The sequence below is a fragment of the Pseudomonas sp. GW821-FHT10B02 genome, assembly GCF_059415665.1.
The window spans coordinates 24,788-46,673 of record NZ_JBWKNR010000004.1 but is presented as its reverse complement, the minus strand read 5'-3'; the positions used below and the strand labels follow the sequence as shown (position 1 = coordinate 46,673).

The window sequence follows — 21,886 nt, the reverse complement described above, 5'->3', positions numbered from 1 at the left end:
CTTATGCCTTACGCAACCGCCCAAGCTCCGCCATCCCCACTTTAAGCAACCGCGCCGTCTTGCTCTCGGCCAACGCCTCCAGCCCCTGATCCGCCGGCAACCGCGCCAGTTGCCCGGCCAGGTTCATCACCAGTGCTTCACGCGAATACACCCCACCGCCCAGCTGGTAGATCGCCGCAATCAGCTCGCGCAGCTCCAGCGGCAAGCGCCAGCGAGTGCGTAACGCCGAACCGAACGCCGCACCAAATTCATTCAGCGACAACTCAACGTCGTCCTCATCCAGCTCGCCCCCGGATAAGCGCCACTCCTGCAGGCAACGCAGCAACGCCAGGTCACCCAGACAATGCAGCAGACCGGCGCAGTAACACCGCTCCGGGTCCAGCTCGAGCATCCGCGCCAGCACCCGGGCGTACTCGGCCGCGTGTAGCGACAGCTCCCAGAAGTGCTGGGCCCGCTGCGACAACAACGGGTCACTGAGCTTGGCGCTGCGCTTGAGCGTCAGCCCCAGGATCAGGTTCATGCTCTGCGTGGTCCCGAGCTTGTTCAGCGCCTGCAGCAATGTCTGCACGGCGCCGTCGCGGTGCAGTGCAGCGCTGTTGGCGGCGGCGATCAGCACGGCCGTAACCTGAGGATCGTTGCGGATCTCTTCTTCCAGCGTTTTGAGGTTGAGCCCCTGCGGGTTCAGGCTGCGCTTGATGGCCTGCTGCACATCGGCCAGCAACGGACCGCCATCGGCCGTGGCCCGGCGCCCTTCGAGAAAACGCGTCAGGGTCATACCCGGTTGCAGCGCCGGCACCGGACAGGCGATGTGTTCACCGACCTTGAGCAGCAGCTCCTCCAGGCGATGACGCAAGGCGTCCATGTTCAGGGGCTTGCTCAGGTAAGCCGTAGGTGCGAACGGCAAGGCTTCGCGCACGCTGGCGCTGTCGCTGCGATTACTCATGAGAATGAACGGCAGCGCCGGTTGACGCTGCTTGGCGCGCACATTGCGCAGCAGATCCAGGCCGTCGCCGCCAGGCAGCTCACGCGCGGCAATGATCAGGTCAGGCTGGCACGACAGCGCCGCCAGCGCCTGGGAGCCATCGGCACAGACCTGCACCCGTGCATCGCAACGCACGCTGAGCAGCATCTGGCTGAGCATCTCCCGTACCCAAGGGTCGCCTTCGGCAATCAACACACAAGGTGCTGTAGGTGGGTTGGCAGTGCTCATACTCGACTCTCCGATAATTCACGACACGCAGTCCCGCGTACCTTCCTGGGCGTCTCCTTACTGGCAACCTTAGCCGTCTTGCATTCCTGTAGTCGAAAAAAAACCCGCCGAAGCGGGTTTTTCTTCTACTGCGTCACAGTTTACGCGAGTTCTGCGAAGCACTCTTCGATGATTGCCAGACCTTTGTCCAGTTGCTCATCAGGCGAGGTCAGCGGAACCAGGATACGCAGGACGTTGCCGTAGGTGCCGCACGACAGCAGGATCAGACCCTTGTCACGCGCCTTGGCCACAACCGAAGCAACGGCAGCAGCGTTAGGGGTGTGGGAACCGGCCTTGTCGAACACTTCAACAGCGATCATCGAGCCCAGGGCACGCACGTCACCGATGATCGGGTGCTTGTCCTGGATCTTGCGCAGGCCAGCGACCAGACGCTCGCCAACCGCCTGGCTACGCTCCAGCAGTTTCTCTTCTTCGAACACTTCCATCACGGCCAGGGCCGCGGCGCAAGCGATCGGGCTACCGGCGTAGGTGCCGCCCAGGCCGCCCGGAGCGATAGCGTCCATGTATTCAGCCTTGCCGCAAACACCGGCCAGCGGGAAGCCACCGGCGATGGATTTGGCGAAGGTGGTCAGGTCTGGGGCAACGCCCATCTGCTCCATGGCGAAGAAGGTGCCGGTACGGCCAGCGCCGGTCTGCACTTCGTCAGCGATCAGCAGGATGCCGTGCTGGTCGCACAGGGCGCGCAGACGCTTCATGAACTCTTTAGGCGCAACGTAGAAACCGCCTTCGCCCTGAACTGGCTCGAGGATGATCGCGGCGATGTCGCGTGGCTCGGCGTCGTTCTTGAAGATGCGCTCGATCGAAGCGATCGAGTCGTCAACGCTGACACCGTGCAGTTCGTTCGGGTACAGGGCACGGAAGATGCCGCCTGGCATCAGGCCCATGCCGGCCGAGTAAGGCACGACTTTACCGGTCAGGCCCAGGGTCATCATGGTACGACCGTGGTAGGCGCCGGTGAAGGCGATCACGCCAGCACGGCCAGTGGCGGCACGGGCGATCTTGATGGCGTTCTCAACGGCTTCGGAACCGGTGGTGACCAGCAGGGTTTTCTTGGCGAAGTCGCCAGGCACCTTGGCGTTGATCTTTTCGCACAGCTCGACGTAAGGCTCGTAGGCCAGTACCTGGAAGCAGGTGTGGGTCAGCTTGTGCAGTTGGGCTTCAACGGCAGCGATGATCTTCGGATGCACGTGACCGGTGTTCAGCACCGCGATACCGCCGGCGAAGTCGATGAACTCGCGGCCTTCGACGTCAGTAACGGTGGCGTTTTTTGCCGACTCGGCGAAGATCGGGTGGATCTGGCCAACACCGCGTGGAACAGCGGCGATACGACGTTGCATCAAAGATTCGTTGGTCTTGTTGCTCATAATGTCCTCAATTCGCCACACACAAGGTGGCGCGATTCAAGTCAGAGTGGCCGGTATTCAACTGCTGGCAGCATGCGTTGATCGACTGCTGCAGGGGCCCAGGCCACTGGGTGTACGGTGTAAAAAGGCCAGCGAGACGTCGCTCTCGCGCCTCGCTGGCAGAGGTAAAGCCTTACGCTGCGATCAGATGCTGATGCACAGGTATTTGATTTCCAGGTAGTCCTCAATGCCGTACTTGGAACCTTCGCGGCCCAGGCCCGAGGCCTTGATACCGCCGAACGGCGAGACTTCGTTGGAGATCAGACCGGTGTTGATACCGACCATGCCGTACTCCAGCGCTTCGGCGACACGGAACACACGGCTCATGTCACGGGCATAGAAGTACGAGGCCAGACCAAACTCGGTATCGTTGGACATGGCAATGACTTCAGCCTCGTCCTTGAAACGGAACAGTGGCGCCAGCGGGCCGAAGGTTTCTTCCTTGGCCACTGCCGCGTTGTTCGGCACGTTGACCAGAACGGTCGGCTCGAAGAAGTTGCCTTCGATCAGCTTACCGCCGGTCAGTACCTGAGCGCCTTTGCCGACCGCGTCAGCAATGTGCTCCTGAACCTTGGCGACCGCTTTGCCATCGATCAGCGGACCGGTGGTGGTGCCGTCTTCCAGGCCGTTACCGATTTTCAGCTTGGCCACAGCGGCCTTGAGCTTCTCGGCGAAGGCATCGTAGACGCCGTCCTGAACGTAGATACGGTTGGCGCAGACGCAGGTCTGGCCGTTGTTGCGGTACTTGGAGATGATCGCGCCTTCGACGGCCTTATCCAGGTCAGCGTCGTCGAACACGATGAACGGTGCGTTACCGCCCAGCTCCAGGGAAACTTTCTTGATGTCCTTGGCGCATTCGGCCATCAGTTGGCGACCGATTTCGGTCGAGCCGGTGAACGACAGCTTGCGCACGATCGGGTTGCCGGTCAGCTCGCTGCCGATGTCGCCGGCGCTGCCGGTCACCACGCTCAGCACGCCAGCCGGGATACCGGCGCGGGTGGCCAGCTCAACCAGGGCCAGGGCCGAGTACGGGGTTTGCGAAGCAGGCTTGAGGACCATGGTGCAGCCAGCGGCCAGGGCCGGGCCGGCTTTACGGGTGATCATCGCCGCTGGGAAGTTCCACGGGGTGATCGCCGCAGTTACACCGATTGGCTGCTTGATCACGATCAGGCGCTTGTCTGGCTGGTGGCCAGGAATGGTGTCACCGTAAACGCGCTTGGCTTCTTCAGCGAACCACTCAATAAAGGAAGCGGCGTAGGCGATCTCGCCCTTGGCTTCAGCCAGCGGCTTGCCTTGCTCGGTGGTCATCAGGCGGGCCAGGTCGTCCTGGTGCTCGATCATCAATTCGAACCAACGACGCAGCTTGCCAGCACGCTCTTTGGCGGTCAGTGCACGCCAGGCCGGCAGCGCCTTGTCGGCGGCCTCGATGGCGCGACGGGTTTCGGCCGCGCCCATCTTCGGCACAGTGCCGATGATCTCGCCGGTGGCCGGGTTGTTGACCTTGATGGTCTGACCGTTGTCCGCGTCCAACCACACGCCATCGATGAAGGCTTGCTGGCGGAACAACTGGGCGTCTTTAAGCTGCATGTCGGCTTCCTTAACGGCACCGTACAGACACGGCGCGAATTATTGATTGTAGAAAAAGGATAGCGTTTGAAATCTCAAACGAATCCTAGGAGCAACGAGGAAAAAGGACAATAGGGTGTTCGAAAAAAAGAACAAAAAGCGCTATACGGCGACCTTTTTCGGATCAACGTCACTTATAGACCGGTGTGTGTGCAAAATCGAACACAGCCATTCTGGCGATGGACGCCGACAGTCTAGATGGGTATCATGGCGCCCGCGTTGCACTCGTAGCTCAGCTGGATAGAGTACTGCCCTCCGAAGGCAGGGGTCGTGGGTTCGAATCCCGCCGAGTGCGCCATCTTCCTCTCCCTTTGCTTGCAAAGGTCTGGCGTTTTCGCCACTTCCGCTTACCCAGATTCCAATTCGCCCGGCTGCTCCTGCCAAGCGAACACCCTCCTTTATTACCATCCGCTCTATCCAAATCCCCTGTAAGTCCTGTTGGCTTTACCTCGTTTAAACAATCCGTTTAGAATGATGGCAATATGCCCACCATCAATGGACTGCGGCGCAAGGTTACCCACACCCTCCAGGGAATTTAGGAATGAAAATGCTGAAACACTGTCTGGCTTTGACCGTTGTCGCTTCTCTCGTAGGTTGCCAGGCGACTGGTGAGCAGTATGAATCCGATGTGTTTGACGCCAGCCAGGTGAACACTCAGCAAGAAGCCAAGACCGTGAAAATCCTCACCGTCTCGCCGACCAAGATCAAAGTCAGCAACGAGAAGAACAAAAATGCCGCCATGATGGTTGGCGGTGTTCTCGGTGCATTGGGTGGTGCAGCACTGGGTGCTGGCAAAAACACTGACACCGCTATCGTCGGCGGCGTTGCCGGTGGTGGCGCTGGCGCCCTGGCCGGTTCGATGGTCAACGACACCACCCTGGTTCCAGGCGTGCTGATCGGCTACTCCGAAAGCGGCAAGATCTACACCTCCGCTCAGGTTGGTCGTCCTTGCAACTTCGAAGTCGGTGGCATCTCGCTGATGGTCATGACCATGAGCAACGAGACGCGCATTCAGCCGAATGCTACCTGCCCAGAACCTAAAAAGAGCTGAGGCAACCGGACATGAAGCATATTGTTCTGGGCACCGCCCTCGCGCTGTCTGCCGTGACCGCCTCGGCTGGCCAGTTCGATCAGCTTTACCAGATCGAACAGCAAACCAAGCAGAAAGAAGCAGCCCTGGAAACCGAGCGCCTGCGTCAGGCCGCTGCGGCTCAGCAGCGCGCTGAGTCCCGCGAAGCCGCTGCCCGCCAGCAGCGCGCTGCCTCGCAGCGTGCCGCCGCGCAAGCCGCCGCCGAACGCCAGCAAGCGCAGGCAGCCGAGCACAAGCGCGTGCAGACCCGTGAAGAAGGCTTCGAAGACGAGTTGCGCGCACTGGAGCTGGAAGAGCGTCGCCTGCAGCTGCAAGCGAAAAAAGCTCAGGTTGCACGGGCCAACGACTACATCGATGCCGAGCTGCGCGACAGCGCCGCGCGCACCGACGTGATCCAGTCCAACGCCGACTCCGCACGTAACGTGACCTCGGGCACCAAGTCCTTGCTCGAAGATGCGGGCAAGGCCGAGGTCAATCGCTCCAACAGCCTGTTCGGCAAGTAATCATCACAGGGCTCCCCGGCAGTGATGCCGGGGTCGACCTTTGCGGAGACAACATCATGCTGCGTCTGTTTATGCTGGTAGCGGCTGGCCTGCTGCTGAGCGGTTGTTTCAAGGAAGAAGCCAAGTTTCCCACCGTCGACCTGCATGGTCGCCTGGTGGTTGATCAGGAAATGACCACCTCGCGTCAGGCCCAGGGCATCCAGGGCGAGTACTTCAAGCGCGTGCTCAGCGTTAACGGTCAGGACATGGACTTTGGCGCCTTCGTCCAACAGTACTGCCCAGACAGCAACACCCGTAACGAAACCTGCATCAAGGCCTTCCGCATCAAGAAGATCGATGATGTCAGCGGTGCTACCCGGTTCTTGCCTAACGGGCTTTGATCGGCGCGGCAGTCGCGAAAGGCTCAGGTGAAAACCTGGGCCTTTTTTGTTTGTCTTGGTGTTCCACAGTGTCAGATTTTGTTTCGAACTTTCGAAAATGCTGGCTGATGTGACGTCCTAGGAAATACCCTACCGAGTCTGTCGATACCCGTCTGCTTGTCCATGGGAACTCGTACCTCTAGGCTTCTGCTCGTCACCGAAAACTCGGTGATCGGGCGTGGTAACCCGGGTTGCGATTTATTCTTGTGCAGTCAATGGCGGCTGTACGCGGGAGGCCTTCGGGCCTGCTGGGATAGCTCGCACCCGGTTTACCACCCCGTGTACAGCTGCCACCCATTCGTGTGGTAACGATGCTGGTGTCAGCTCCAACTAGCGAGCATTGACATGAAGAAAATTGTTCCCGATCCACCACTGGATCAATCCATCACCACCGCCCACACCGTCTTTGGCAATTGCGAAGCCGGCCACTCTCCGCTGTTCGCCGTCTGTTCCGGCATCGCCGCTCACGACGCGCTGGTGCACGCCTCTTTATATCTGAGCTGTGCCTACGACACCGGCTACAAAGCCTTCGACAACATCGATCCGGCCAGCAAGAACTTTCTCTGGTCGACCCTGCATTCGGTGGAAATGGCCAAGGGCCTGGTTGATGCGCTGCTTGATGGCATAGAAGATCGACCCACGGGTCAACTCGCCAGATAACACGGTAGGAGCGGGCTTGCCCCGCGATCCGATGTGGCTGACAGCCCGCAATCGCGGGGCAAGCCCGCTCCCACCGGGGTTACAAGTACCATGACGTTTTTCAATCGACTCGATGCCGCTTTCTCCCTTGCTCTGTGGCCATCTGTACACGATTCTGTAGGTATCTGCCGTCATCCACTCCCAGCATCGCAGAGGCGTCTATGAAAACCGTGGCACAGCTCCTGAAAACCAAAGCCCAGCAGCACCATCAGGTTCATACCATTGGCCCGGAGCAGATGGTGCTCGATGCACTGCGGCTGATGGCCGAGAAGAACGTCGGCGCCTTGCCGGTGGTCGAGGGAGGCCAGGTGGTGGGGATCGTCAGTGAGCGCGACTACGCGCGCAAGATGGTGCTCAAGGGTCGCTCGTCAGTAGGCACGCCGGTCAGCGCAATCATGAGCGCGCCGGTGATCACGGTGGGCCCGCAGCAGAACATCGATTACTGCATGAACATGATGACCGACAGTCACCTGCGACATCTGCCGGTAGTGGAGAACGGTGAGTTGCTGGGCTTGCTGTCGATCGGTGACCTGGTCAAGGAGGCCATCGCCGAGCAGGCCAACATGATTGCGCAGCTGGAACAGTACATTCGCGGCGATTGACTCGCCGCGACATCCCTCAGCGGTATTCGGTCTCCAGCTCATCGAGCTGGTGGTCGAAGCTGCGCAGGCGCGCCGACCAGGTGTACACCAGCACTTCCAGATCGCGGTTGAGCACCGCGCCTCCGCGCCCGCTGCTTTGCTGCGAATCGCACAGGTCCAGTTGATAGCGCTCGCGGGCCATGGCGGTGGCCACGGTGGAGAGTTCACGGGCGTTGTCCAGCCAGTGACGGCGCAGGTCGTGGGTTTCCTTGTCGAGCTCGCGGCACTGGCGTTTCAGGGCTTCGAGGCTTTGCTCCAGTGGCGTGCCTTCAAGCTCGCCCATGACTTCCTGGAAGGTCCGCCCCGGTTGCCAGTAGCTGCCCCAGAAGTAGCGGTCGAACACGGTTTCGACCCGGCGCAAGGCAACCTTGGTGTTCCAGATCGCCACCAGTGTGCGACCCTGGGCCAGCTGGCGTTTGCTGACCCGCAACTGCTGCCAGGCAATCCAGGCCAGGGCCGTCAGCGCCAGTGCCCCGATCACGCCAGCGGCGGCGTAGAGAAACACCAGGGCCTGGTTCAGTTGATAGCTTTCTTTGACACCATAGAAATAACCGGCGGTCAGCAGGCCCAAGGCGGTCACGGCACACCAGAAACCGACGGCATAGGGATCTTTCATTGCGCTATCCCCCTGTTGTTTTTTCCTGAGCATAGCAACGCCAAACGCCGGTATCAGTGCCACTCAGCGTTTATTTCGCAAGGCCTCATTGAGCTGGTCGAACATCACCGCCCAGTCGGCATCTTCCTCGATACTGTCCTTGAGAAAGGTCTTTTGCGCGTCCGTCCAGAAGGGGGCATCGACCAGTTTGATCTCGTTCTTGAGCGGTGAATGACTGGTGATGAACTGGTCTATGCCGACAGGATCGTCGGGCAGTCCCAGCTGTTTGAACAATTCCGAAAACTTGTGATTGGGTGCTTCCATGGGTCACTCCTTAGGGCCAGACCGGTCGTCCACGACGCCAGCCTGGCAGTGGGTTGATCATCAGCAAACCTCACGCACTTCGGCGTTCGGCACCAGTTTCAGGTACTGCGTCATGTTCATGTGAATCAGGTGGTCGTGATCGCCGGCCTCGACATAGATATCCCCCTGGCGAGTCAGCGTCGGGTCCACCAGCATTTTGATCGAATACGCATCACCCAGCGCCGGGATGGCGCCACGCTCACAATCGCCGAACAGGTGAGGCAGGTTGCTTTCAATCGTCATGTGCCACTGGCCGGTGGCCTGTACCTTGCTCATGTCCAGGTGACGGTTGGCGGGCAGTACAGCCATCAGGTAGTTGCCATGGCGGTCGTCGAGCATGACCGACTTGGCTACTCTTTCAGCGGGTACCCCGGCCATACGCGCCGACTCAAGGCTGGTGGATGAGTGCGCGTGAGGAACGATGTCATAGTCGCAGCCGGCCTTGTCCAGGCATTGCTGCAGGGTTTTTGCCATACGCATGATGCACCTCCGGATATAGCTCCCCCACTTCTGAAGTTTAGGCCGTGCTGCTGTGGGCAGCGGACTAAACTTATTGGACACGCACAAACCGGGTGAATTCAGGTGATCGCTCGCTGGTGTCGGCATCTGCTCTTGCTGCTCTTGCTCGGCACGCTGCCTGGTGGCCAGGCGGCGCCCGGCCAATCGGTACTGGTGCTGAGTATTAACGACGCCATCGGACCGGCCAGTGCCGATTATCTGATTCGTGGTCTGCATCAGGCCGAAACCGACCAGGCACAACTGGTGGTGATCCGCCTCGACACCCCGGGCGGGCTGGACAGCTCGATGCGCGAGATCATCAAAGCGATCCTGGCCAGCCCTGTGCCGGTAGCCAGTTTCGTCGCCCCTGGCGGCGCCCGGGCGGCCAGCGCCGGCACCTATATTCTTTACGCCAGCCACGTCGCAGCGATGGCCCCGGGCACCAACCTCGGTGCTGCTACCCCGGTGCAGATCGGCGGCCTCCCCGGCACGCCGAAAGACCCTGGCGCTCCCCCGGCAGCACCGACGGGCGACAAGCAACCGGCGCCGAGCGAACAGGACACCTTGACCCGCAAACAGATCAACGACGCCGCCGCCTATATCCGTAGCCTGGCGCAGATGCGCGGGCGCAATGCCGACTGGGCCGAGCAGGCCGTGCGTGAAGCGGTCAGCCTGCCTGCCAACGAGGCTTTGCGCCTGAAGGTGATCGACCGGGTCGCCAACGATCTGCCCGACTTGTTACGCCAGCTCGACGGCAAGTCCCTTGAAGCTGCCGGGAAAACCGTGCAGTTGCAGACTGCCGCCGCGCCGGTGATCGAGCGCCAGCCAGACTGGCGCACGCGCTTGCTGGCGGTGATCACCAATCCCAGCGTTGCGCTGATCCTGATCATGATTGGCATCTACGGCCTGATGTTCGAGTTCATGAGCCCCGGCTCCGGGGTCGGCGGCGTGATCGGCGGCATCTGTCTGTTGCTGGCCCTGTATGCCTTGCAGCTATTACCGGTGAGTTACGCCGGGGTAGCGCTGATTCTGCTCGGCGTGGCTTTCATGATTGCCGAGGCGTTCATGCCCAGCTTTGGTGTGGTCGGTTTTGGCGGCATCGTCGCCTTTGTCGTGGGTGCGGTGATCCTGATGGACACCGATGTACCCGGTTTCGGCATTCCGCTGCCGCTGATCCTGTTCCTCGCGCTGTTCTCGGCACTGCTGCTCGGCGGTGTGCTGGGCATGGCCATGAAAGCGCGCAAGCGCGCGCTGGTCAGTGGCGATGCCGGGCTGGTCGGCAGCCTGGCCACGGTGATGGCGGTCAATGACAGCGATCCGTACATCGGCTCGGTGCAGGTGCAGGGTGAACAGTGGCAGGCCTACAGCCAGACGCCGCTGCAGGTGGGGCAACACGTCCGGGTGATCTCACGCAAGGGCGTACTTCTGGACGTCAGCGCCGCAGCAGACGCTGTGGCGCAAGGAGACTGAAGATGTTTTTCGAACTGGGCATTGGTGCGTTGCTGGCATTTGCTGCCGTGTTGTTACTGTCGGCGTTTCGCATTCTGCGTGAGTACGAACGGGGCGTGGTGTTCCAGCTCGGGCGCTTCTGGCGGGTCAAGGGGCCGGGGTTGGTGCTGCTGATTCCCGGGGTTCAGCAAATGGTCCGGGTCGACCTGCGCACCGTGGTCCTCGATGTGCCGCCGCAAGATGTGATCACCCGCGACAACGTCTCGGTCAAGGTCAATGCCGTGCTGTACTTTCGCGTGCTTGATCCACAGAAGGCGATCATCCAGGTCGAAGACTTTCTCATGGCCACCAGCCAGCTGGCGCAGACCACCTTGCGCGCGGTGCTCGGCAAGCATGAGCTGGATGAACTGCTGGCTGAACGCGAGCGCTTGAACCTGGATATCCGCCAGGTACTGGACGCGCAAACCGACGCCTGGGGCATCAAGGTGGCCAACGTCGAGATCAAGCATGTCGACCTCAATGAATCGATGATCCGCGCCATTGCCCGCCAGGCCGAAGCCGAGCGCGAGCGGCGGGCCAAGGTGATTCACGCCGAAGGGGAGCTGCAGGCCTCGGAGAAACTGATGCAGGCGGCAGAAATGCTCGGGCGCCAATCGGGGGCCATGCAGCTGCGGTATATGCAGACCCTGGGCACGATCGCCGGGGACAAGTCGTCGACGATCGTCTTTCCGTTGCCGATCGAGATGCTCAAGGGGTTTGTGGATAAATGAAACCGGGGCCGTAGCCTATCGCCGGCAAGGCCGGCTCCCACAATATAAGACCACTTGTGGGAACCGGCGTTGCCGGCGATGCAAGGCACAGCCTTGCTATTTCGACCAGCCGCCCCCTAACGCCAGAAACAACCCGATCTGCCCCATCGCCACCTGAGTATTGGCCATGGCCAGTTGCGCACGCATATCGGTATAGGTCCGCGTCGCCTGCAGATCAGCCAGGAACGACTCGCGTCCGGCCTGGTAGAAACGGTGGGTATGATCTGCCGCCTGCTGCGCCGAGCGCTCGGCATCCGCCAAGGCATCACGCCGCTCCAGCAATGCGCTGTACTGCGCCAGGCTGGTCTGGGTTTCGCGGATGGCGTTGAGTACCACTCCGTCGAAATGCGCCAGCGCCGCCTGGGTCGAGGCCTCGGCCTCGCGGATGCGCGCACGCGAACCGTTGGTTGGCACGGTCCAAGTCAGCGCCGGGCCAAAGCCCCAGCGGTTGGTCGCCGGTTCACCGAGGTTTTCCAGAATACCGATGGTGCCGACCTGGGCACCGATGCTGATGTCCGGATAAAGCTGACCGGTAGCCACGCCGATGGTCGCCGTGGCCGCCGCCAGGCTGCGCTCAGCCTGACGGATGTCCGGACGCCGCTTGAGCAGCGCGGCACCATCGCCCACCGGCAACACTTGGGCGATGTGCGGCAACTCGGCGCAATCGGCGGTGCCGGCTGGCAACTGCGCAACCGGTTTGGCCAGCAGCATCGACAGGGTATACAAGCCTGCCTCGCGTGCAGCCTGGTAGCGCGGCAGCTCGGCACGCAGCGACTTGAACTGGGTTTGTGAACGGGTCACCTGGGTTTCATCGCCACGCCCGGCGTCGCGCAGACGCTGGACCAGATTCACGCTCTGCTCCTGCAGATCCAGCGACTCGCGCGCGATGTGGTATTCCTCGTTGGCCGCGCAGACCTGGGTGTAGGCACGCACCACGTCGGCCACCAGGGTAATCCGCGCGGTATCGGCAGCGGCCTGGGTCGCGTCGGCATTGGCCTGGGCAGCTTCGACGCCACGCTTGAGGGTGCCCCAGAGGTCAAACTGGTAGGACGCGCTGATGATGGCTTCGCCGATGTTCGCCACCGGTACCTTCTCCGGCAGCAGGAAGGCTTCACCGGACTCCTGCAAGCGTTGCGCACCCAGTTTCACCCCGCCGTTGAATCCGCCCTGGGCTTGAGCTTCTTCGACCTGAGCACGCGCCCGGGCGATATTGGCCGCCGCAATGCGCAATTCGGTGTTGGCCGCCAGGGCCTGGCTGACCAGCGTGTTCAGACGCTGATCGTGATACAGATGCCACCAGTTCTGCGGCACCGGCGCAGACACCACACTGCTGGCATCCTGACGCAACTCACCCTGCAGGTCGGCGCGCTGCATCGCCGCCTCCTTGGGCAGTGAGTAATCCGGCCCAACCATCTGGCAGGCCGACAACAGCAGGCTCACGCCGAGCAGCGACAGACGTTTCATTGGCCGTTACCGTCAATGATCGACACGGTCGCAGTCCGCCCGGCGATCATGCGAAAGTCCGCCGGCACTTCATCGAAGGCGATCCGCACGGGGATCCGCTGGGCCAGACGCACCCAGCTGAAGGCCGGGTTGACGTTGGGCAGCAGGTTGGCACCGCTGGTGCGGTCACGGTCTTCGATACCCGCCGCAAAGCTTTGCACATGCCCACGCAGGCGGGCGTTGTCGCCCATCACGCGGATATCCACAGCCTGGCCGATGTGGATACCACCGAGCTTGGTTTCTTCGAAATAGCCATCGACGTGATAGGACGCGCTGTCGACCACCGCCAGCACCGGCTTGCCGGCGCTGACAAACTCGTGGGCACGCGGTGCGCGGTCGTTGAGGTAACCATCCACCGGGCTGCGCACCACCGAGCGGTCGAGGTTGAGTTGAGCAGCGTCCACCGCGACCTGGGCTTCGGCCAGCGCCGATTGCGCGCGGGCCTCGCGGGACTGGCTCTCTTCCAGTTGCTCTTGCGCCACCAGGTTGCCCAGGCCACGGTTACGCCGTGCCTCACGCTGAGCCTGGGCCAGGGTTTCCTTGCGCTCGGCCAGGGTCGCCTGGGCGTGGCGCAGCGCCAGCTTGAAACGGTCCTGGTCGATGGTGAACAGCACGTCGCCACGCTTGATCACCTGGTTGTCGCGGACCTCGACCTGCTGGATCAGCCCGGACACGTCCGGGGCGATCTGGATCACATCGGCACGGATATGCCCGTCCCGCGTCCAGGGGGCGAACATGTAATACATGACCATCTGCCAGACCAGTACGGTCGCCAGCGTCACTACCAGCAGGGTCAGGACCACGCGGCCCAGGGTCAACAAGGGTTTTTTCATGGCAGCATCAGGTTTCGGCAAAAGTGGTCGACCGTGCCGAGCAGCACGGCGTAAAGCGCAACGTTGAACAACGCCCGGTGCCAGACCAGACGGTAGAAATGCATACGGGTAAGCACCGCGTGCACCCCGAGAAATAACAAGTAGGTGAGGACCATCATCACCAGCAGCGTGGGCAGGAACACCCCGCTGATATCCAGTTCACCGATCACAGGGGCGCTCCATCGATGCCGTAAGGCAGTTGCGGCTGGTCGTCAGAGGGTTCCAGCACCACCTCGACACCTGGCAGCAGCGCCAGGCGCAAGCCGCTCAAGGCATGCAGCAGGTGCACGCGGGCGTCGGCGCTATCCGCCAGGTCATTGAGGTTCAGGGCGCGGCGCGCGCGCTCCATGCTCTGCAGCAGTACTTCGGGGGCATGCAGGCGGCGACGGGCGTCGAGGCAGGCCTGAAAGTGTTCACCGACCTCCTCCACCACCCGCTCCAGGCGCTGGCGTGGCAGCGCGCCGACCCGTGGCATATAGGCCAGCAGGTCGAGCAGGTTCAGGCCCACACGCAGATCGCGCAAGGCGCTGCCGGTGTCCTGGCCGGTCTGGTTCAGGCGCGGCAGGTGCTGCATCAGGCGGTCGAGCATCTGCACGCCGAGGCGCCGGTGTTCGGCCAGGGTCGCAGGCCGGGTCATGCCGACGATGTCGTGCCAGCTGAAACGCGTCAGGCGCTTGGCCGCCAGCTCGACGCCGAACGGGCGCATCACCAGGGTCCAGATGAAGGCGAACAACAGCCCCACCGGCCCGGCCAGGTTGGAGTTGATGAAGGTCAGGAAGTTAGCGTCGTAGGCGCCCTGGATACTGATGAACGAGGCGGTGTTGACGATGGTCAGCAAGGTGCCGAGGTAGAACTGCGGCTGTACCGTCAGGGTACCGACGCAGATGAAGGGCACGGCAAAGGCCAGCACCAGCATCGGGAAGTCGTGCAGGTTGGGCAGCACCAGAAACAGGTAGAGGCTGGCGAACACCACCGACACCGCCGTCCAGAAAAAGAAGCGGTAAATCTGCGGCGCCGGGTCGTCCATCGCCGCAAAGAAGCTGCAGGCCACGGCCGCCAGAATCACCGCGCTACCGCCGTCGTTCCAGCCCGAGAGAATCCACAGGGTGGTGGCGGCGATGATGGCGGTCACGGTGGAGAATACCGAGTAGAGCATCAGGCCACGGTCGAAGAACGGAGTCAGCCGCCCCAGACGCCAATGCCGGTACACCGCGCGCCAGGGCGACAGGTCTTCATTGCGGATGGCGTGTTGCAGGCTGCAGCAGTCCTGCCACAGATCGACCCACTCGGCCAGGCGGTAGAGCGCGTTGGACAGCAGCAACGCAGCGCGCTCGTCGAGGGCAGCGGCGCTGGGCTGCATCGCTTCGAGCTGTGCCCGCAGGGTTGACCAGCGGCTCGGCGCGGCGTCGCTGGCGGTGCTTTGCAACCATTCACGGGCCTGCTCCAGTAACGGCTGCAGCTGAGAGGCCTGGGCCGGCGCACGCGCTTCGAGGGCCACCAGGGCGTCGTCCAGTGCATCGACCACCGGCAATAGGTGGATCATGCGGCCACGCAGTTCGCGGGCATTTTTCACCGTCTGCGGACGCGCGCCCTCATGGGACAGCTGGCCAATCATCAGCTCCAGCGAGTTGAAGGTGGCAACCATTGCCGCACGCGAGGTGCCGACGCTCTCGGCCGAGACGCTACGGGCCAGGAAGGTGTCGCTGTAGCGAATCGCTTCGTTGAACCAATTGCCGGTGGCCCCCACCAGCACTGGCGTCAGGCGCCGCGGCCAGAAGATCGCCCCGACCACCGCAGCACAGACGATACCCAGGCAGATTTCCTGGGCCCGCGACGAGGCGATGTCGAACACCCTCAGCGGATCGTCGACCACCGGCAAGGCAATCATCGGCAAGGTGTAGCCGGCCAGCATCAGGGCATAGCTGTTGGCAGTGCGCAGGTGCAGCGAGAGAAACAGCAAGGTGCCGGTCCACAGGGCAATGGCCACGGTCAGCAGCACCGGCGTCTGCACCAGCAGCGGCACCATGAACACCGCGCCAGCGGCGCCCAGCAAGGTACCCATGGCGCGGTACAGCGCCTTGGAGCTGGTGGGGCCGACAAACGGGCTGGAGACGATGTACACCGTGGCCATGGCCCAGTAAGGCCGTGGCAGTTGCATGAGCAAGGCGATGTACAGGGCAATCATCGATGCCGCGAAGGTGCGCACGCCGTAAAACCAGTCGCGCGCGGGCGGCATGGAGCTGAAAAAGTCCTTCACGAAGACACTCCCGGGGTGCGCTGTGCGGCCTGTTCGAAGGCCCGCAGCACACGCAGGGTGGCCAGCAGGTCGGCTTCATCGATGCCCTGCAGCACCTCCCGGCGCAAACGCACCAGCTCGCCCTCGATGGTTTCCGCCAGTACCCGGCCACTGCGGGTCAGGCTCAAGGCTTTGGCCCGGCGGTCCACCGGGTCTTCGCTGCGGCAGACAAACCCGGCGTTGCACAGCTGGTCGAGCAGGCGCACCAGCGACGGGCTTTCCAGCCCGGCCGCCTGGGCCACCGCCACCTGATGCACACCGTCGCCCAGGCGCACGATCATCAGCAACGGCATGGCACAGGCTTCGGAAATACCGTAGCCGGCCAAGGTCGCCTGGCAGATCCGCCGCCAGTGCCGACCGGCCACCACCATACCGCTGCTGATGTTCAGGTGCAGTGCATCGAGAGTCATGAAGGGAGGGTCATCGCTATATTCATAGTTTGCTAACTATCAATATTCTTCGATCATCGCCCCCGCCGTCAAGCGCGGCTGACGAGCGCCATGCTCAGGGTTGCAGTTGATCTTCCAGCTTCATGGTCAGGGCCAGCGAACTGCCCATGGCGATGGCCTGGTCACGCCAGAACAGGTAGCGCAACGCGTTCTGCGACACACTGAAGTGCACCGCCAGCTCTTCGGCGGCTTGCATCACCCCGGCCACGGCCGCCAGTTCCAGCCAGTACACACCGGCCTTCTGGTCGGCTGCCACGGTCTGCCCGTGCAGCAGCCGGTAGCCGACTTCAAAACGGCAGCGCGCCTCGCCGCGCTGGGCGCCGCGCAAGAACCAGTGGTAGGCCATGTGCAGGTCGACCTTCCACTCCTGCACGTCGCTGTCGCAGATTTCTTCTTCGTAGAGATCGCCCAAAGCTGCGGCCGCCTGTTCCAGACCGCGCTCGAAGGCTTGCTGGTAATACTCGGCCGCACTGGCATAGGCGACCTCCACACCCTTGCCGAAATAATACTGCTGGCCCAGGTTGAACCAGGCCGGCGCGCTGCCCTGCAACGCCGCCATGCGTAGCAGGTGCCCGGCCAGCGTCGGGTCGGCGCGCCAGTACTTGCCGTTGAGCCAGATCCAGCCCAGGTCGTTGAGTGCCGCGACACTGCCATCCAGGGCCTGGGCCCGCAGATCGCTGTACAGCGCCTGCAGGTCGCTGGCCTCCTCGAGACGGCTGATCAGGATGAAGCTTTCACCCAATGCTGCCCGCTGGCTGGGTATGCCCACACCGGCGTACAACCGCTCCAGTTGGCTGGAACGGCCAGACACCGCAATGATGCGCTCGGGAAGCAGACGCTCGAGCAGTGGGAAAATATTGCTGGCAGCTGACATGTTCATCCTCATTGAACAACCCGCCGAAACGAAGGCAGGAGTAATGAGGCGTGATTCTGCGCAAAGCCACGACAAAACCTGTCGCGAACGATTCGGTTGAGGCAAATCAACTACTTCATCCTTGATTCGATAGATAAATGGCCAATTGCCATATCTTTCCACTAGGAACATGCTACAACCGCAAGCCTAGACAAGGACGCCACACTTTGCCCTCCGCCACGACCCGCGCCACGCTCAGCCGTCAATGGGAGTTATTGCGCCAACTGCCCAGCCGTTCACCCGGTACCACCAGTGCCGAGCTGGTAGCCCGCCTGAAAGACGCCGGCTTTACCATCAGCAAACGCACCATTGAACGCGACTTGAACGAGCTGTCGCTGATTTTCCCGTTGGAGCGCAACGACAAGAGCATTCCCTATGGCTGGCACTGGGCGGCCAATGCCGGTTTTCATCAGTTGCGCGTGCTCAACAACGCCAGCGAAGGCCTGCGCGACTTTGATCTGCAGGCCTATCTGCGCAGCGATGCCCTGCAGTTTGGTGATACCGACAAGATCGAGTTGCAGGCCTGGATCAGTGACAACCTGGCGCGCCTGGTACGTGAAACCCCGCTGTCGGCGGACATGCACGTCACCCAGCTGGAGCACGGCCACTGCCTGCGTGCGACGGTGAGCAACGGTTGGCAACTGCGCTGGTGGTTACTCAGCCAGGGCGACGGCCTGATCGTCGAACAGCCCCTGGCCCTGCGCCAGCAGATCGCCGAAACCCTGAGCAACGCCGCAGCGCAGTACCAGACCGCCTGAGCCGGTCAGCGCTGCATACCCCAGCGGCGCACGGTAATGCGCTCCAGGTTGTTGAACACCAGGCTCTCCACCAGCAGGCCGATCAGGATCACCACGGCCAGCCCGGCGAAGACTTTGTCGGTGTACAGCTCATTGCGGTTCTGAAAGATGTACCAGCCCAGTCCGCCTTTGCCACTGGTGGCGCCGAACACCAGTTCCGCGGCAATCAGAGTGCGCCAGGCGAAGGCCCAGCCGATTTTAAGACCCGAGAGAATCGACGGCAGCGCCGCCGGGATCAGGATGTGCAGCACCAGGCGCAAGCCGCGCAGACCATAGTTGCGCCCGGCCATGCGCAGGGTTTCCGACACACCGAGAAACCCGGCATAGGTGTTCAGGGCCAAGGCCCAGAGCACTGAATGCACCAGGACAAAAATCAGGCTGTTGTCGCCCAGGCCGAACCAGAGCAAGGCCAGCGGCAGCAGGGCAATGGCCGGCAACGGGTTGAACATCGAGGTCAAGGTGCTGAGCAGGTCACGGCCGAACTGGGTCGAGACCGCCAGGGTGGTCAGGCCGAACGCGAGGACAATACCCAGCAGATACCCCTTGAGCAGCACCACCAGGGAAACGCCGACCTTGGCCGGCAATTCGCCGGTGATCAGGCCGTCGTACAGGGCCACTGCGGTCTGCAGGAAGCTGGGCAGCAGCAGGTCGTTAGCCTGGTAGCGAGCGATAGCTTCCCAGGCCACCGCCAGCAGCACCAGGATCAGCCCCTTGCGCAGCCAGGCCTGTTGCCACAAGCGCTGGCCCAGAGGTAGCTCACGCTCGATCGGCACGCTGAGCAGCGGCTCGAGAACGACTTCGTATTCCTGACGCGGCGTAACAGATGTGGTCATGGCAATTCTCCCGGTCAGTAGGCAATACGAATGTCGGCAAAATCCACTGCCGGGTCGTGCTCGGCATGCGCGTCATCGTTGAACAGCAAGCGATGGATGCGTCGCGCCGAGGCCTGAAAATCATTGGCGCCGAGGCTCTGCAGGTCGTACTGGTGACTGTGGATTTCGGCGCGTACCCGCCCGGGATGAGGCGACAGCAAAAGGATGCGATTGCCCACCACCAGTGCTTCTTCAATCGAGTGGGTGACGAACAGCAAGGTGAAACGCACCTCTTCCCAAAGCAGCAGCAGCTCTTCCTGCATCTTGCGCCGGGTCAGGGCGTCGAGGGCGGCGAAAGGTTCGTCCATCAACAGGATTTTCGGCTGCATGGCCAATGCGCGAGCTATCGCCACTCGGGCTTTCATGCCGCCTGACAAGGTATGCGGGTAGGCATCGGCAAAACCGCCGAGGCCGACTTTATCCAGGTAATGCAAGGCACGCGCTTCGGCCTCCTTGCGCTTGAGCGTGGCGGACGCCAGCAACGGGAACATCACGTTCTGTTTAACGGTTTTCCACGGTGGCAGTTGATCGAACTCCTGGAACACCACGATCCGGTCCGGGCCCGGGCCATGCACCGCCTGCCCCTGCAGACGGATCTGCCCTTCCTGCGGCGCGATAAAACCGGCGACCGCCTTGAGCAGCGTCGACTTGCCGCAACCGGAGGGGCCGAGCAGGACAAAGCGATCAGCCTTGTCCACTTCGAAACTGACCTGGTGCGTGGCCCGCACCACGCGTTGCGCGGTGCGGTACTCCAGGCTGACGTTATCCACCTGCAGCAGCGGCGGCGTGGCGACGCTGCTCAACTTGCTGACCGTGTGGCCTTGCAATGGGGTGTTCATGCGCTTCAGCTCCCTTGCAGCGGTTTCTCGTCCTGGAAGAAGTAGTCTTTCCAGGAGTCGGGTTTGTGCTTGATCGCGCCCACGCGGTAGAGGAACTCGGCCAGCGGGTAGGTGTTTTTCGGCGTGACGCTGAACTCGTACTGCGGGTTGTCGATGATCTTGAGCAGCGCTTCGCGGTCGATCTTGGCCTTGGTCACGCGGATGTAGGTATCGGCCGCGGCCGCCTTGTCGTTCTGGGCGAAATCCGCGGCCTCGGCCAGGGCGTCGACAAAGGCCTTGTAGGTTTTCGGGTTGTCCTTGCGGAATTTCTCGGTGGCGAACAACACGGTTGGCGAGTTCGGCCCGAGCAAGTCGTAGGTGTTGAGCACGACGTGCACGTCCTTGTTGGCCAGTACCTGGTCCTGGAACGGCGGGTTGGAGAAGTGCGCGTTGAGCTCGGTACCACCGGCCAGCAAGGCGGCGGTAGCGTCAGGGTGTGGAACGGCCAGGGTGTACTTGTCGAGGCGGTTGTACTCCTTGTCCCCCCACTGCTTGGCCGCAGCGTACTGGAGGAAACGCGACTGTACCGAGACCCCCACAGCCGGCAGCGCAATACGGTCCTTCTCGCTGAAGTCGGCGATGGTCTTTACATTGGGATTGTTGCTGACCAGGTAGTAGGGAAAGTTACCCAGCGACGCCACGGCCTTGACGTTCTGCCGCCCCTGGGTGCGGTCCCAGATGGTCAGCAGCGGGCCGACCCCGGCACCGGCGATATCGATCGAGCCGGACAGCAAGGCATCGTTGATCGCGGCGCCGCCGGACAGTTGCGTCCAGTCGACCTTGATGTCGATGCCCTGCTCCTTGCCGTGTTTCTCGATCAGGCTCTGATCGCGAACCACGTTGAGCAGCAGATAAACGATGCCGAACTGTTCGGCGATACGGATTTCACCTTCGGCCTGGGCGGTTGCCGGGGCTACCAGGCTGCCGGCGAGCAGGCTGACACCCAGACCGATACTGGCCGCCAGGCGGCTGATTGACTTGCGCATGCTGTACTCCTCGATACGTGTCAGAACGGGGCATCGCCCTGGATGGTGGTGCGGTACAGCTTGCGGCGCAGGTGCGCAGGGCAGCCGGCGGCCAGGTGGATCAGCGAACGGTTGTCCCAGAACACCAGGTCACGTGGCTGCCACTGGTGGCGGTAGATGTTCTGCTCCAGCACGCTGTGGGCATGGAGTTCGGCGAGGATCTGCCGGCTTTCGTCTTCGGGCAGGCCAACGATGCGGGTGGTAAAGCCTTCACTGACGAACAGGGCCTTGCGGCCGTTCTCCGGGTGCGTGCGCACCACCGGGTGAATCACTTCCTGCACTTGGGCCAGTTGCTCGGCCGTCAGCGTCGGGCGCCAGTTGCCTTCGAATTTTGTTTCGCTGTAGCGCGCGGTGTAGGAGTGCGCCGCGCTACGATCTTGCACGGCGGTGCGCAGGGCTTCAGGCAAGCCGTCCCAGGCCTTGTGCATGTCGGCGAACAGGGTGTCGCCACCTTCGCTCGGCAGCTCCTGGGCATGCAGCATCGAGCCCAGGCTCGGCAGTTCCTTGTACGACAGGTCCGAGTGCCAGAACTTGCCGGCATCGCCCAGGCCGATGTTCTGGCCGTTCTCGACAATGTTGGAGACGATGAGGATTTCCGGGTGTCCGGCCAGCAGGAACTGCTTGAGCACATGGATCTGCAGCACACCGAAGCGGCGGCTGAAGGCAATCTGTTGTTCCGGGCTGATGTGCTGGTCGCGAAACACCAGCACATGGTGGTCGAGGTGCGCGCGGTGAATCCGGGCGAAGTCTTCGGTGGTGACTGCACGGGACAGGTCCAGGCCGATGATTTCGGCACCGACGGCACCGGAGAAAGGACGAATTTCGAAGCGTTGTTGTTGTGCGCTGTCGACAGGTGACAAGACGCTGGAGGCCGCTGACATGATTCACTCCCACGCAGAGCGCGCCCAAAGGTGCG

At 62.1% G+C, this 21,886-nt stretch carries 24 protein-coding genes and 1 tRNA gene; 9 read left to right on the top strand and 16 right to left on the bottom strand.

From position 1 onward, the window contains the following. Nucleotide 1 precedes the first annotated feature (1 nt). From AC07OF_RS08030 to gabD, 3 genes are all read right to left on the bottom strand, one after another. Nucleotides 2-1,210 carry a response regulator gene (locus tag AC07OF_RS08030; RefSeq protein ID WP_157190726.1) on the bottom strand — a complete coding sequence of 403 codons (1,209 nt, stop codon included), beginning with the start codon at nucleotides 1,208-1,210 and terminating at the stop codon, nucleotides 2-4. 140 nt (nucleotides 1,211-1,350) lie between these two features. After that, on the bottom strand, nucleotides 1,351-2,634 hold the full coding sequence (gabT, locus tag AC07OF_RS08025; RefSeq protein WP_038605410.1) for a 4-aminobutyrate--2-oxoglutarate transaminase: 1,284 nt from the start codon (nucleotides 2,632-2,634) through the stop codon (nucleotides 1,351-1,353). Nucleotides 2,635-2,817: 183 nt separating this feature from the next. After that, nucleotides 2,818-4,260: an NADP-dependent succinate-semialdehyde dehydrogenase gene (gabD, locus tag AC07OF_RS08020; RefSeq protein ID WP_038605409.1), complete on the bottom strand. Its 1,443-nt coding sequence runs from the start codon at nucleotides 4,258-4,260 to the stop codon at nucleotides 2,818-2,820. A 260-nt stretch (nucleotides 4,261-4,520) separates the two neighbouring features. Here gabD and AC07OF_RS08015 point away from each other — a divergent pair. The 6 genes from AC07OF_RS08015 (at nucleotide 4,521) to AC07OF_RS07990 (ending at nucleotide 7,612) form a co-directional block, all read left to right on the top strand. Beyond that, nucleotides 4,521-4,597 (top strand) — tRNA-Arg (locus tag AC07OF_RS08015). A gap of 243 nt (nucleotides 4,598-4,840) precedes the next feature. Then, nucleotides 4,841-5,350, top strand: a complete 510-nt coding sequence (locus AC07OF_RS08010; RefSeq protein ID WP_045181170.1) for a hypothetical protein — start codon at nucleotides 4,841-4,843, stop codon at nucleotides 5,348-5,350. 11 nt (nucleotides 5,351-5,361) lie between these two features. Next, nucleotides 5,362-5,892, top strand: a complete 531-nt coding sequence (locus AC07OF_RS08005) for a DUF5384 family protein (protein ID WP_495072743.1) — start codon at nucleotides 5,362-5,364, stop codon at nucleotides 5,890-5,892. A 56-nt stretch (nucleotides 5,893-5,948) separates the two neighbouring features. Further along, nucleotides 5,949-6,272 carry a hypothetical protein gene (locus AC07OF_RS08000; protein ID WP_157190724.1) on the top strand — a complete coding sequence of 108 codons (324 nt, stop codon included), beginning with the start codon at nucleotides 5,949-5,951 and terminating at the stop codon, nucleotides 6,270-6,272. Between the two features lie 384 nt (nucleotides 6,273-6,656). After that, entirely contained in the window at nucleotides 6,657-6,971 is a 315-nt protein-coding gene (locus AC07OF_RS07995) for a DUF3077 domain-containing protein (protein WP_157190723.1), read from the top strand. A gap of 200 nt (nucleotides 6,972-7,171) precedes the next feature. Then, nucleotides 7,172-7,612 carry a CBS domain-containing protein gene (locus AC07OF_RS07990; RefSeq protein WP_157190722.1) on the top strand — a complete coding sequence of 147 codons (441 nt, stop codon included), beginning with the start codon at nucleotides 7,172-7,174 and terminating at the stop codon, nucleotides 7,610-7,612. A 16-nt stretch (nucleotides 7,613-7,628) separates the two neighbouring features. Here AC07OF_RS07990 and AC07OF_RS07985 read toward each other — a convergent pair whose 3' ends face one another. From AC07OF_RS07985 to AC07OF_RS07975, 3 genes are all read right to left on the bottom strand, one after another. Further along, nucleotides 7,629-8,267: an NADH:ubiquinone oxidoreductase subunit N gene (locus tag AC07OF_RS07985; RefSeq protein ID WP_157190721.1), complete on the bottom strand. Its 639-nt coding sequence runs from the start codon at nucleotides 8,265-8,267 to the stop codon at nucleotides 7,629-7,631. Nucleotides 8,268-8,330: 63 nt separating this feature from the next. Then, nucleotides 8,331-8,570, bottom strand: a complete 240-nt coding sequence (locus tag AC07OF_RS07980; protein WP_157190720.1) for a DUF2789 domain-containing protein — start codon at nucleotides 8,568-8,570, stop codon at nucleotides 8,331-8,333. A gap of 60 nt (nucleotides 8,571-8,630) precedes the next feature. Further along, on the bottom strand, nucleotides 8,631-9,089 hold the full coding sequence (locus tag AC07OF_RS07975) for an aminoacyl-tRNA deacylase (protein ID WP_038605387.1): 459 nt from the start codon (nucleotides 9,087-9,089) through the stop codon (nucleotides 8,631-8,633). 102 nt (nucleotides 9,090-9,191) lie between these two features. Here AC07OF_RS07975 and AC07OF_RS07970 point away from each other — a divergent pair, with 102 nt between their 5' ends. Next, the gene (locus tag AC07OF_RS07970) at nucleotides 9,192-10,577 is read left to right on the top strand and encodes an NfeD family protein (protein WP_157190719.1); all 1,386 of its coding nucleotides are present in this window, start codon (nucleotides 9,192-9,194) and stop codon (nucleotides 10,575-10,577) included. Nucleotides 10,578-10,579: 2 nt separating this feature from the next. After that, entirely contained in the window at nucleotides 10,580-11,326 is a 747-nt protein-coding gene (locus tag AC07OF_RS07965; RefSeq protein ID WP_157190718.1) for a slipin family protein, read from the top strand. Between the two features lie 96 nt (nucleotides 11,327-11,422). Here AC07OF_RS07965 and AC07OF_RS07960 read toward each other — a convergent pair whose 3' ends face one another. The 6 genes from AC07OF_RS07960 to AC07OF_RS07935 form a co-directional block, all read right to left on the bottom strand. After that, nucleotides 11,423-12,829 carry an efflux transporter outer membrane subunit gene (locus tag AC07OF_RS07960; RefSeq protein ID WP_157190717.1) on the bottom strand — a complete coding sequence of 469 codons (1,407 nt, stop codon included), beginning with the start codon at nucleotides 12,827-12,829 and terminating at the stop codon, nucleotides 11,423-11,425. Further along, nucleotides 12,826-13,701 carry an efflux RND transporter periplasmic adaptor subunit gene (locus AC07OF_RS07955; RefSeq protein ID WP_038605378.1) on the bottom strand — a complete coding sequence of 292 codons (876 nt, stop codon included), beginning with the start codon at nucleotides 13,699-13,701 and terminating at the stop codon, nucleotides 12,826-12,828. The genes AC07OF_RS07960 and AC07OF_RS07955 overlap by 4 nt, the downstream gene beginning before the upstream one ends. After that, on the bottom strand, nucleotides 13,698-13,910 hold the full coding sequence (locus AC07OF_RS07950) for a DUF1656 domain-containing protein (RefSeq protein ID WP_157190716.1): 213 nt from the start codon (nucleotides 13,908-13,910) through the stop codon (nucleotides 13,698-13,700). The genes AC07OF_RS07955 and AC07OF_RS07950 overlap by 4 nt, the downstream gene beginning before the upstream one ends. Next, nucleotides 13,907-15,997: an FUSC family protein gene (locus tag AC07OF_RS07945; RefSeq protein WP_157190715.1), complete on the bottom strand. Its 2,091-nt coding sequence runs from the start codon at nucleotides 15,995-15,997 to the stop codon at nucleotides 13,907-13,909. Before AC07OF_RS07945 ends, AC07OF_RS07950 begins: the two co-directional genes overlap by 4 nt. Beyond that, entirely contained in the window at nucleotides 15,994-16,446 is a 453-nt protein-coding gene (locus tag AC07OF_RS07940) for a MarR family winged helix-turn-helix transcriptional regulator (protein WP_157190714.1), read from the bottom strand. The genes AC07OF_RS07945 and AC07OF_RS07940 overlap by 4 nt, the downstream gene beginning before the upstream one ends. 94 nt (nucleotides 16,447-16,540) lie before the next feature. After that, complete coding sequence (locus tag AC07OF_RS07935; protein ID WP_157190713.1) at nucleotides 16,541-17,359, bottom strand: tetratricopeptide repeat protein; 819 nt, start codon at nucleotides 17,357-17,359, stop codon at nucleotides 16,541-16,543. 206 nt (nucleotides 17,360-17,565) lie between these two features. Here AC07OF_RS07935 and AC07OF_RS07930 point away from each other — a divergent pair, with 206 nt between their 5' ends. Next, the gene (locus tag AC07OF_RS07930) at nucleotides 17,566-18,156 is read left to right on the top strand and encodes a WCX domain-containing protein (protein ID WP_157190712.1); all 591 of its coding nucleotides are present in this window, start codon (nucleotides 17,566-17,568) and stop codon (nucleotides 18,154-18,156) included. A gap of 5 nt (nucleotides 18,157-18,161) precedes the next feature. On the opposite strand, the gene AC07OF_RS07925 is transcribed toward AC07OF_RS07930, so the two are convergent. The 4 genes from AC07OF_RS07925 to AC07OF_RS07910 are packed head-to-tail and all read right to left on the bottom strand — an operon-like array spanning nucleotide 18,162 to nucleotide 21,851. After that, nucleotides 18,162-19,028: an ABC transporter permease gene (locus tag AC07OF_RS07925; RefSeq protein WP_157190711.1), complete on the bottom strand. Its 867-nt coding sequence runs from the start codon at nucleotides 19,026-19,028 to the stop codon at nucleotides 18,162-18,164. A 14-nt stretch (nucleotides 19,029-19,042) separates the two neighbouring features. After that, entirely contained in the window at nucleotides 19,043-19,906 is an 864-nt protein-coding gene (locus AC07OF_RS07920; RefSeq protein ID WP_476446344.1) for an ABC transporter ATP-binding protein, read from the bottom strand. Nucleotides 19,907-19,911: 5 nt separating this feature from the next. Then, on the bottom strand, nucleotides 19,912-20,931 hold the full coding sequence (locus tag AC07OF_RS07915) for an ABC transporter substrate-binding protein (protein ID WP_157190709.1): 1,020 nt from the start codon (nucleotides 20,929-20,931) through the stop codon (nucleotides 19,912-19,914). Nucleotides 20,932-20,951: 20 nt separating this feature from the next. Beyond that, nucleotides 20,952-21,851, bottom strand: coding sequence for a TauD/TfdA dioxygenase family protein (locus tag AC07OF_RS07910; protein WP_157190708.1), 900 nt, complete (start codon nucleotides 21,849-21,851; stop codon nucleotides 20,952-20,954). Nucleotides 21,852-21,886 lie beyond the last annotated feature (35 nt).

Coding starts and splice junctions, on each gene's coding strand:
- AC07OF_RS08030 (WP_157190726.1), bottom strand. CDS start 1,210: ATGAGCACTGCCAACCCACCTACAGCACCTTGTGTGTTGATTGCCGAA.
- AC07OF_RS08010 (WP_045181170.1), top strand. CDS start 4,841: ATGAAAATGCTGAAACACTGTCTGGCTTTGACCGTTGTCGCTTCTCTC.
- AC07OF_RS08000 (WP_157190724.1), top strand. CDS start 5,949: ATGCTGCGTCTGTTTATGCTGGTAGCGGCTGGCCTGCTGCTGAGCGGT.
- AC07OF_RS07980 (WP_157190720.1), bottom strand. CDS start 8,570: ATGGAAGCACCCAATCACAAGTTTTCGGAATTGTTCAAACAGCTGGGA.
- AC07OF_RS07925 (WP_157190711.1), bottom strand. CDS start 19,028: ATGACCACATCTGTTACGCCGCGTCAGGAATACGAAGTCGTTCTCGAG.
- AC07OF_RS07960 (WP_157190717.1), bottom strand. CDS start 12,829: ATGAAACGTCTGTCGCTGCTCGGCGTGAGCCTGCTGTTGTCGGCCTGC.
- gabT (WP_038605410.1), bottom strand. CDS start 2,634: ATGAGCAACAAGACCAACGAATCTTTGATGCAACGTCGTATCGCCGCT.
- AC07OF_RS07975 (WP_038605387.1), bottom strand. CDS start 9,089: ATGCGTATGGCAAAAACCCTGCAGCAATGCCTGGACAAGGCCGGCTGC.
- AC07OF_RS08005 (WP_495072743.1), top strand. CDS start 5,362: ATGAAGCATATTGTTCTGGGCACCGCCCTCGCGCTGTCTGCCGTGACC.
- AC07OF_RS07995 (WP_157190723.1), top strand. CDS start 6,657: ATGAAGAAAATTGTTCCCGATCCACCACTGGATCAATCCATCACCACC.
- AC07OF_RS07965 (WP_157190718.1), top strand. CDS start 10,580: ATGTTTTTCGAACTGGGCATTGGTGCGTTGCTGGCATTTGCTGCCGTG.
- AC07OF_RS07940 (WP_157190714.1), bottom strand. CDS start 16,446: ATGACTCTCGATGCACTGCACCTGAACATCAGCAGCGGTATGGTGGTG.
- AC07OF_RS07955 (WP_038605378.1), bottom strand. CDS start 13,701: ATGAAAAAACCCTTGTTGACCCTGGGCCGCGTGGTCCTGACCCTGCTG.
- AC07OF_RS07910 (WP_157190708.1), bottom strand. CDS start 21,851: ATGTCAGCGGCCTCCAGCGTCTTGTCACCTGTCGACAGCGCACAACAA.
- AC07OF_RS07935 (WP_157190713.1), bottom strand. CDS start 17,359: ATGTCAGCTGCCAGCAATATTTTCCCACTGCTCGAGCGTCTGCTTCCC.
- gabD (WP_038605409.1), bottom strand. CDS start 4,260: ATGCAGCTTAAAGACGCCCAGTTGTTCCGCCAGCAAGCCTTCATCGAT.
- AC07OF_RS07915 (WP_157190709.1), bottom strand. CDS start 20,931: ATGCGCAAGTCAATCAGCCGCCTGGCGGCCAGTATCGGTCTGGGTGTC.
- AC07OF_RS07985 (WP_157190721.1), bottom strand. CDS start 8,267: ATGAAAGATCCCTATGCCGTCGGTTTCTGGTGTGCCGTGACCGCCTTG.
- AC07OF_RS07920 (WP_476446344.1), bottom strand. CDS start 19,906: ATGAACACCCCATTGCAAGGCCACACGGTCAGCAAGTTGAGCAGCGTC.
- AC07OF_RS07990 (WP_157190722.1), top strand. CDS start 7,172: ATGAAAACCGTGGCACAGCTCCTGAAAACCAAAGCCCAGCAGCACCAT.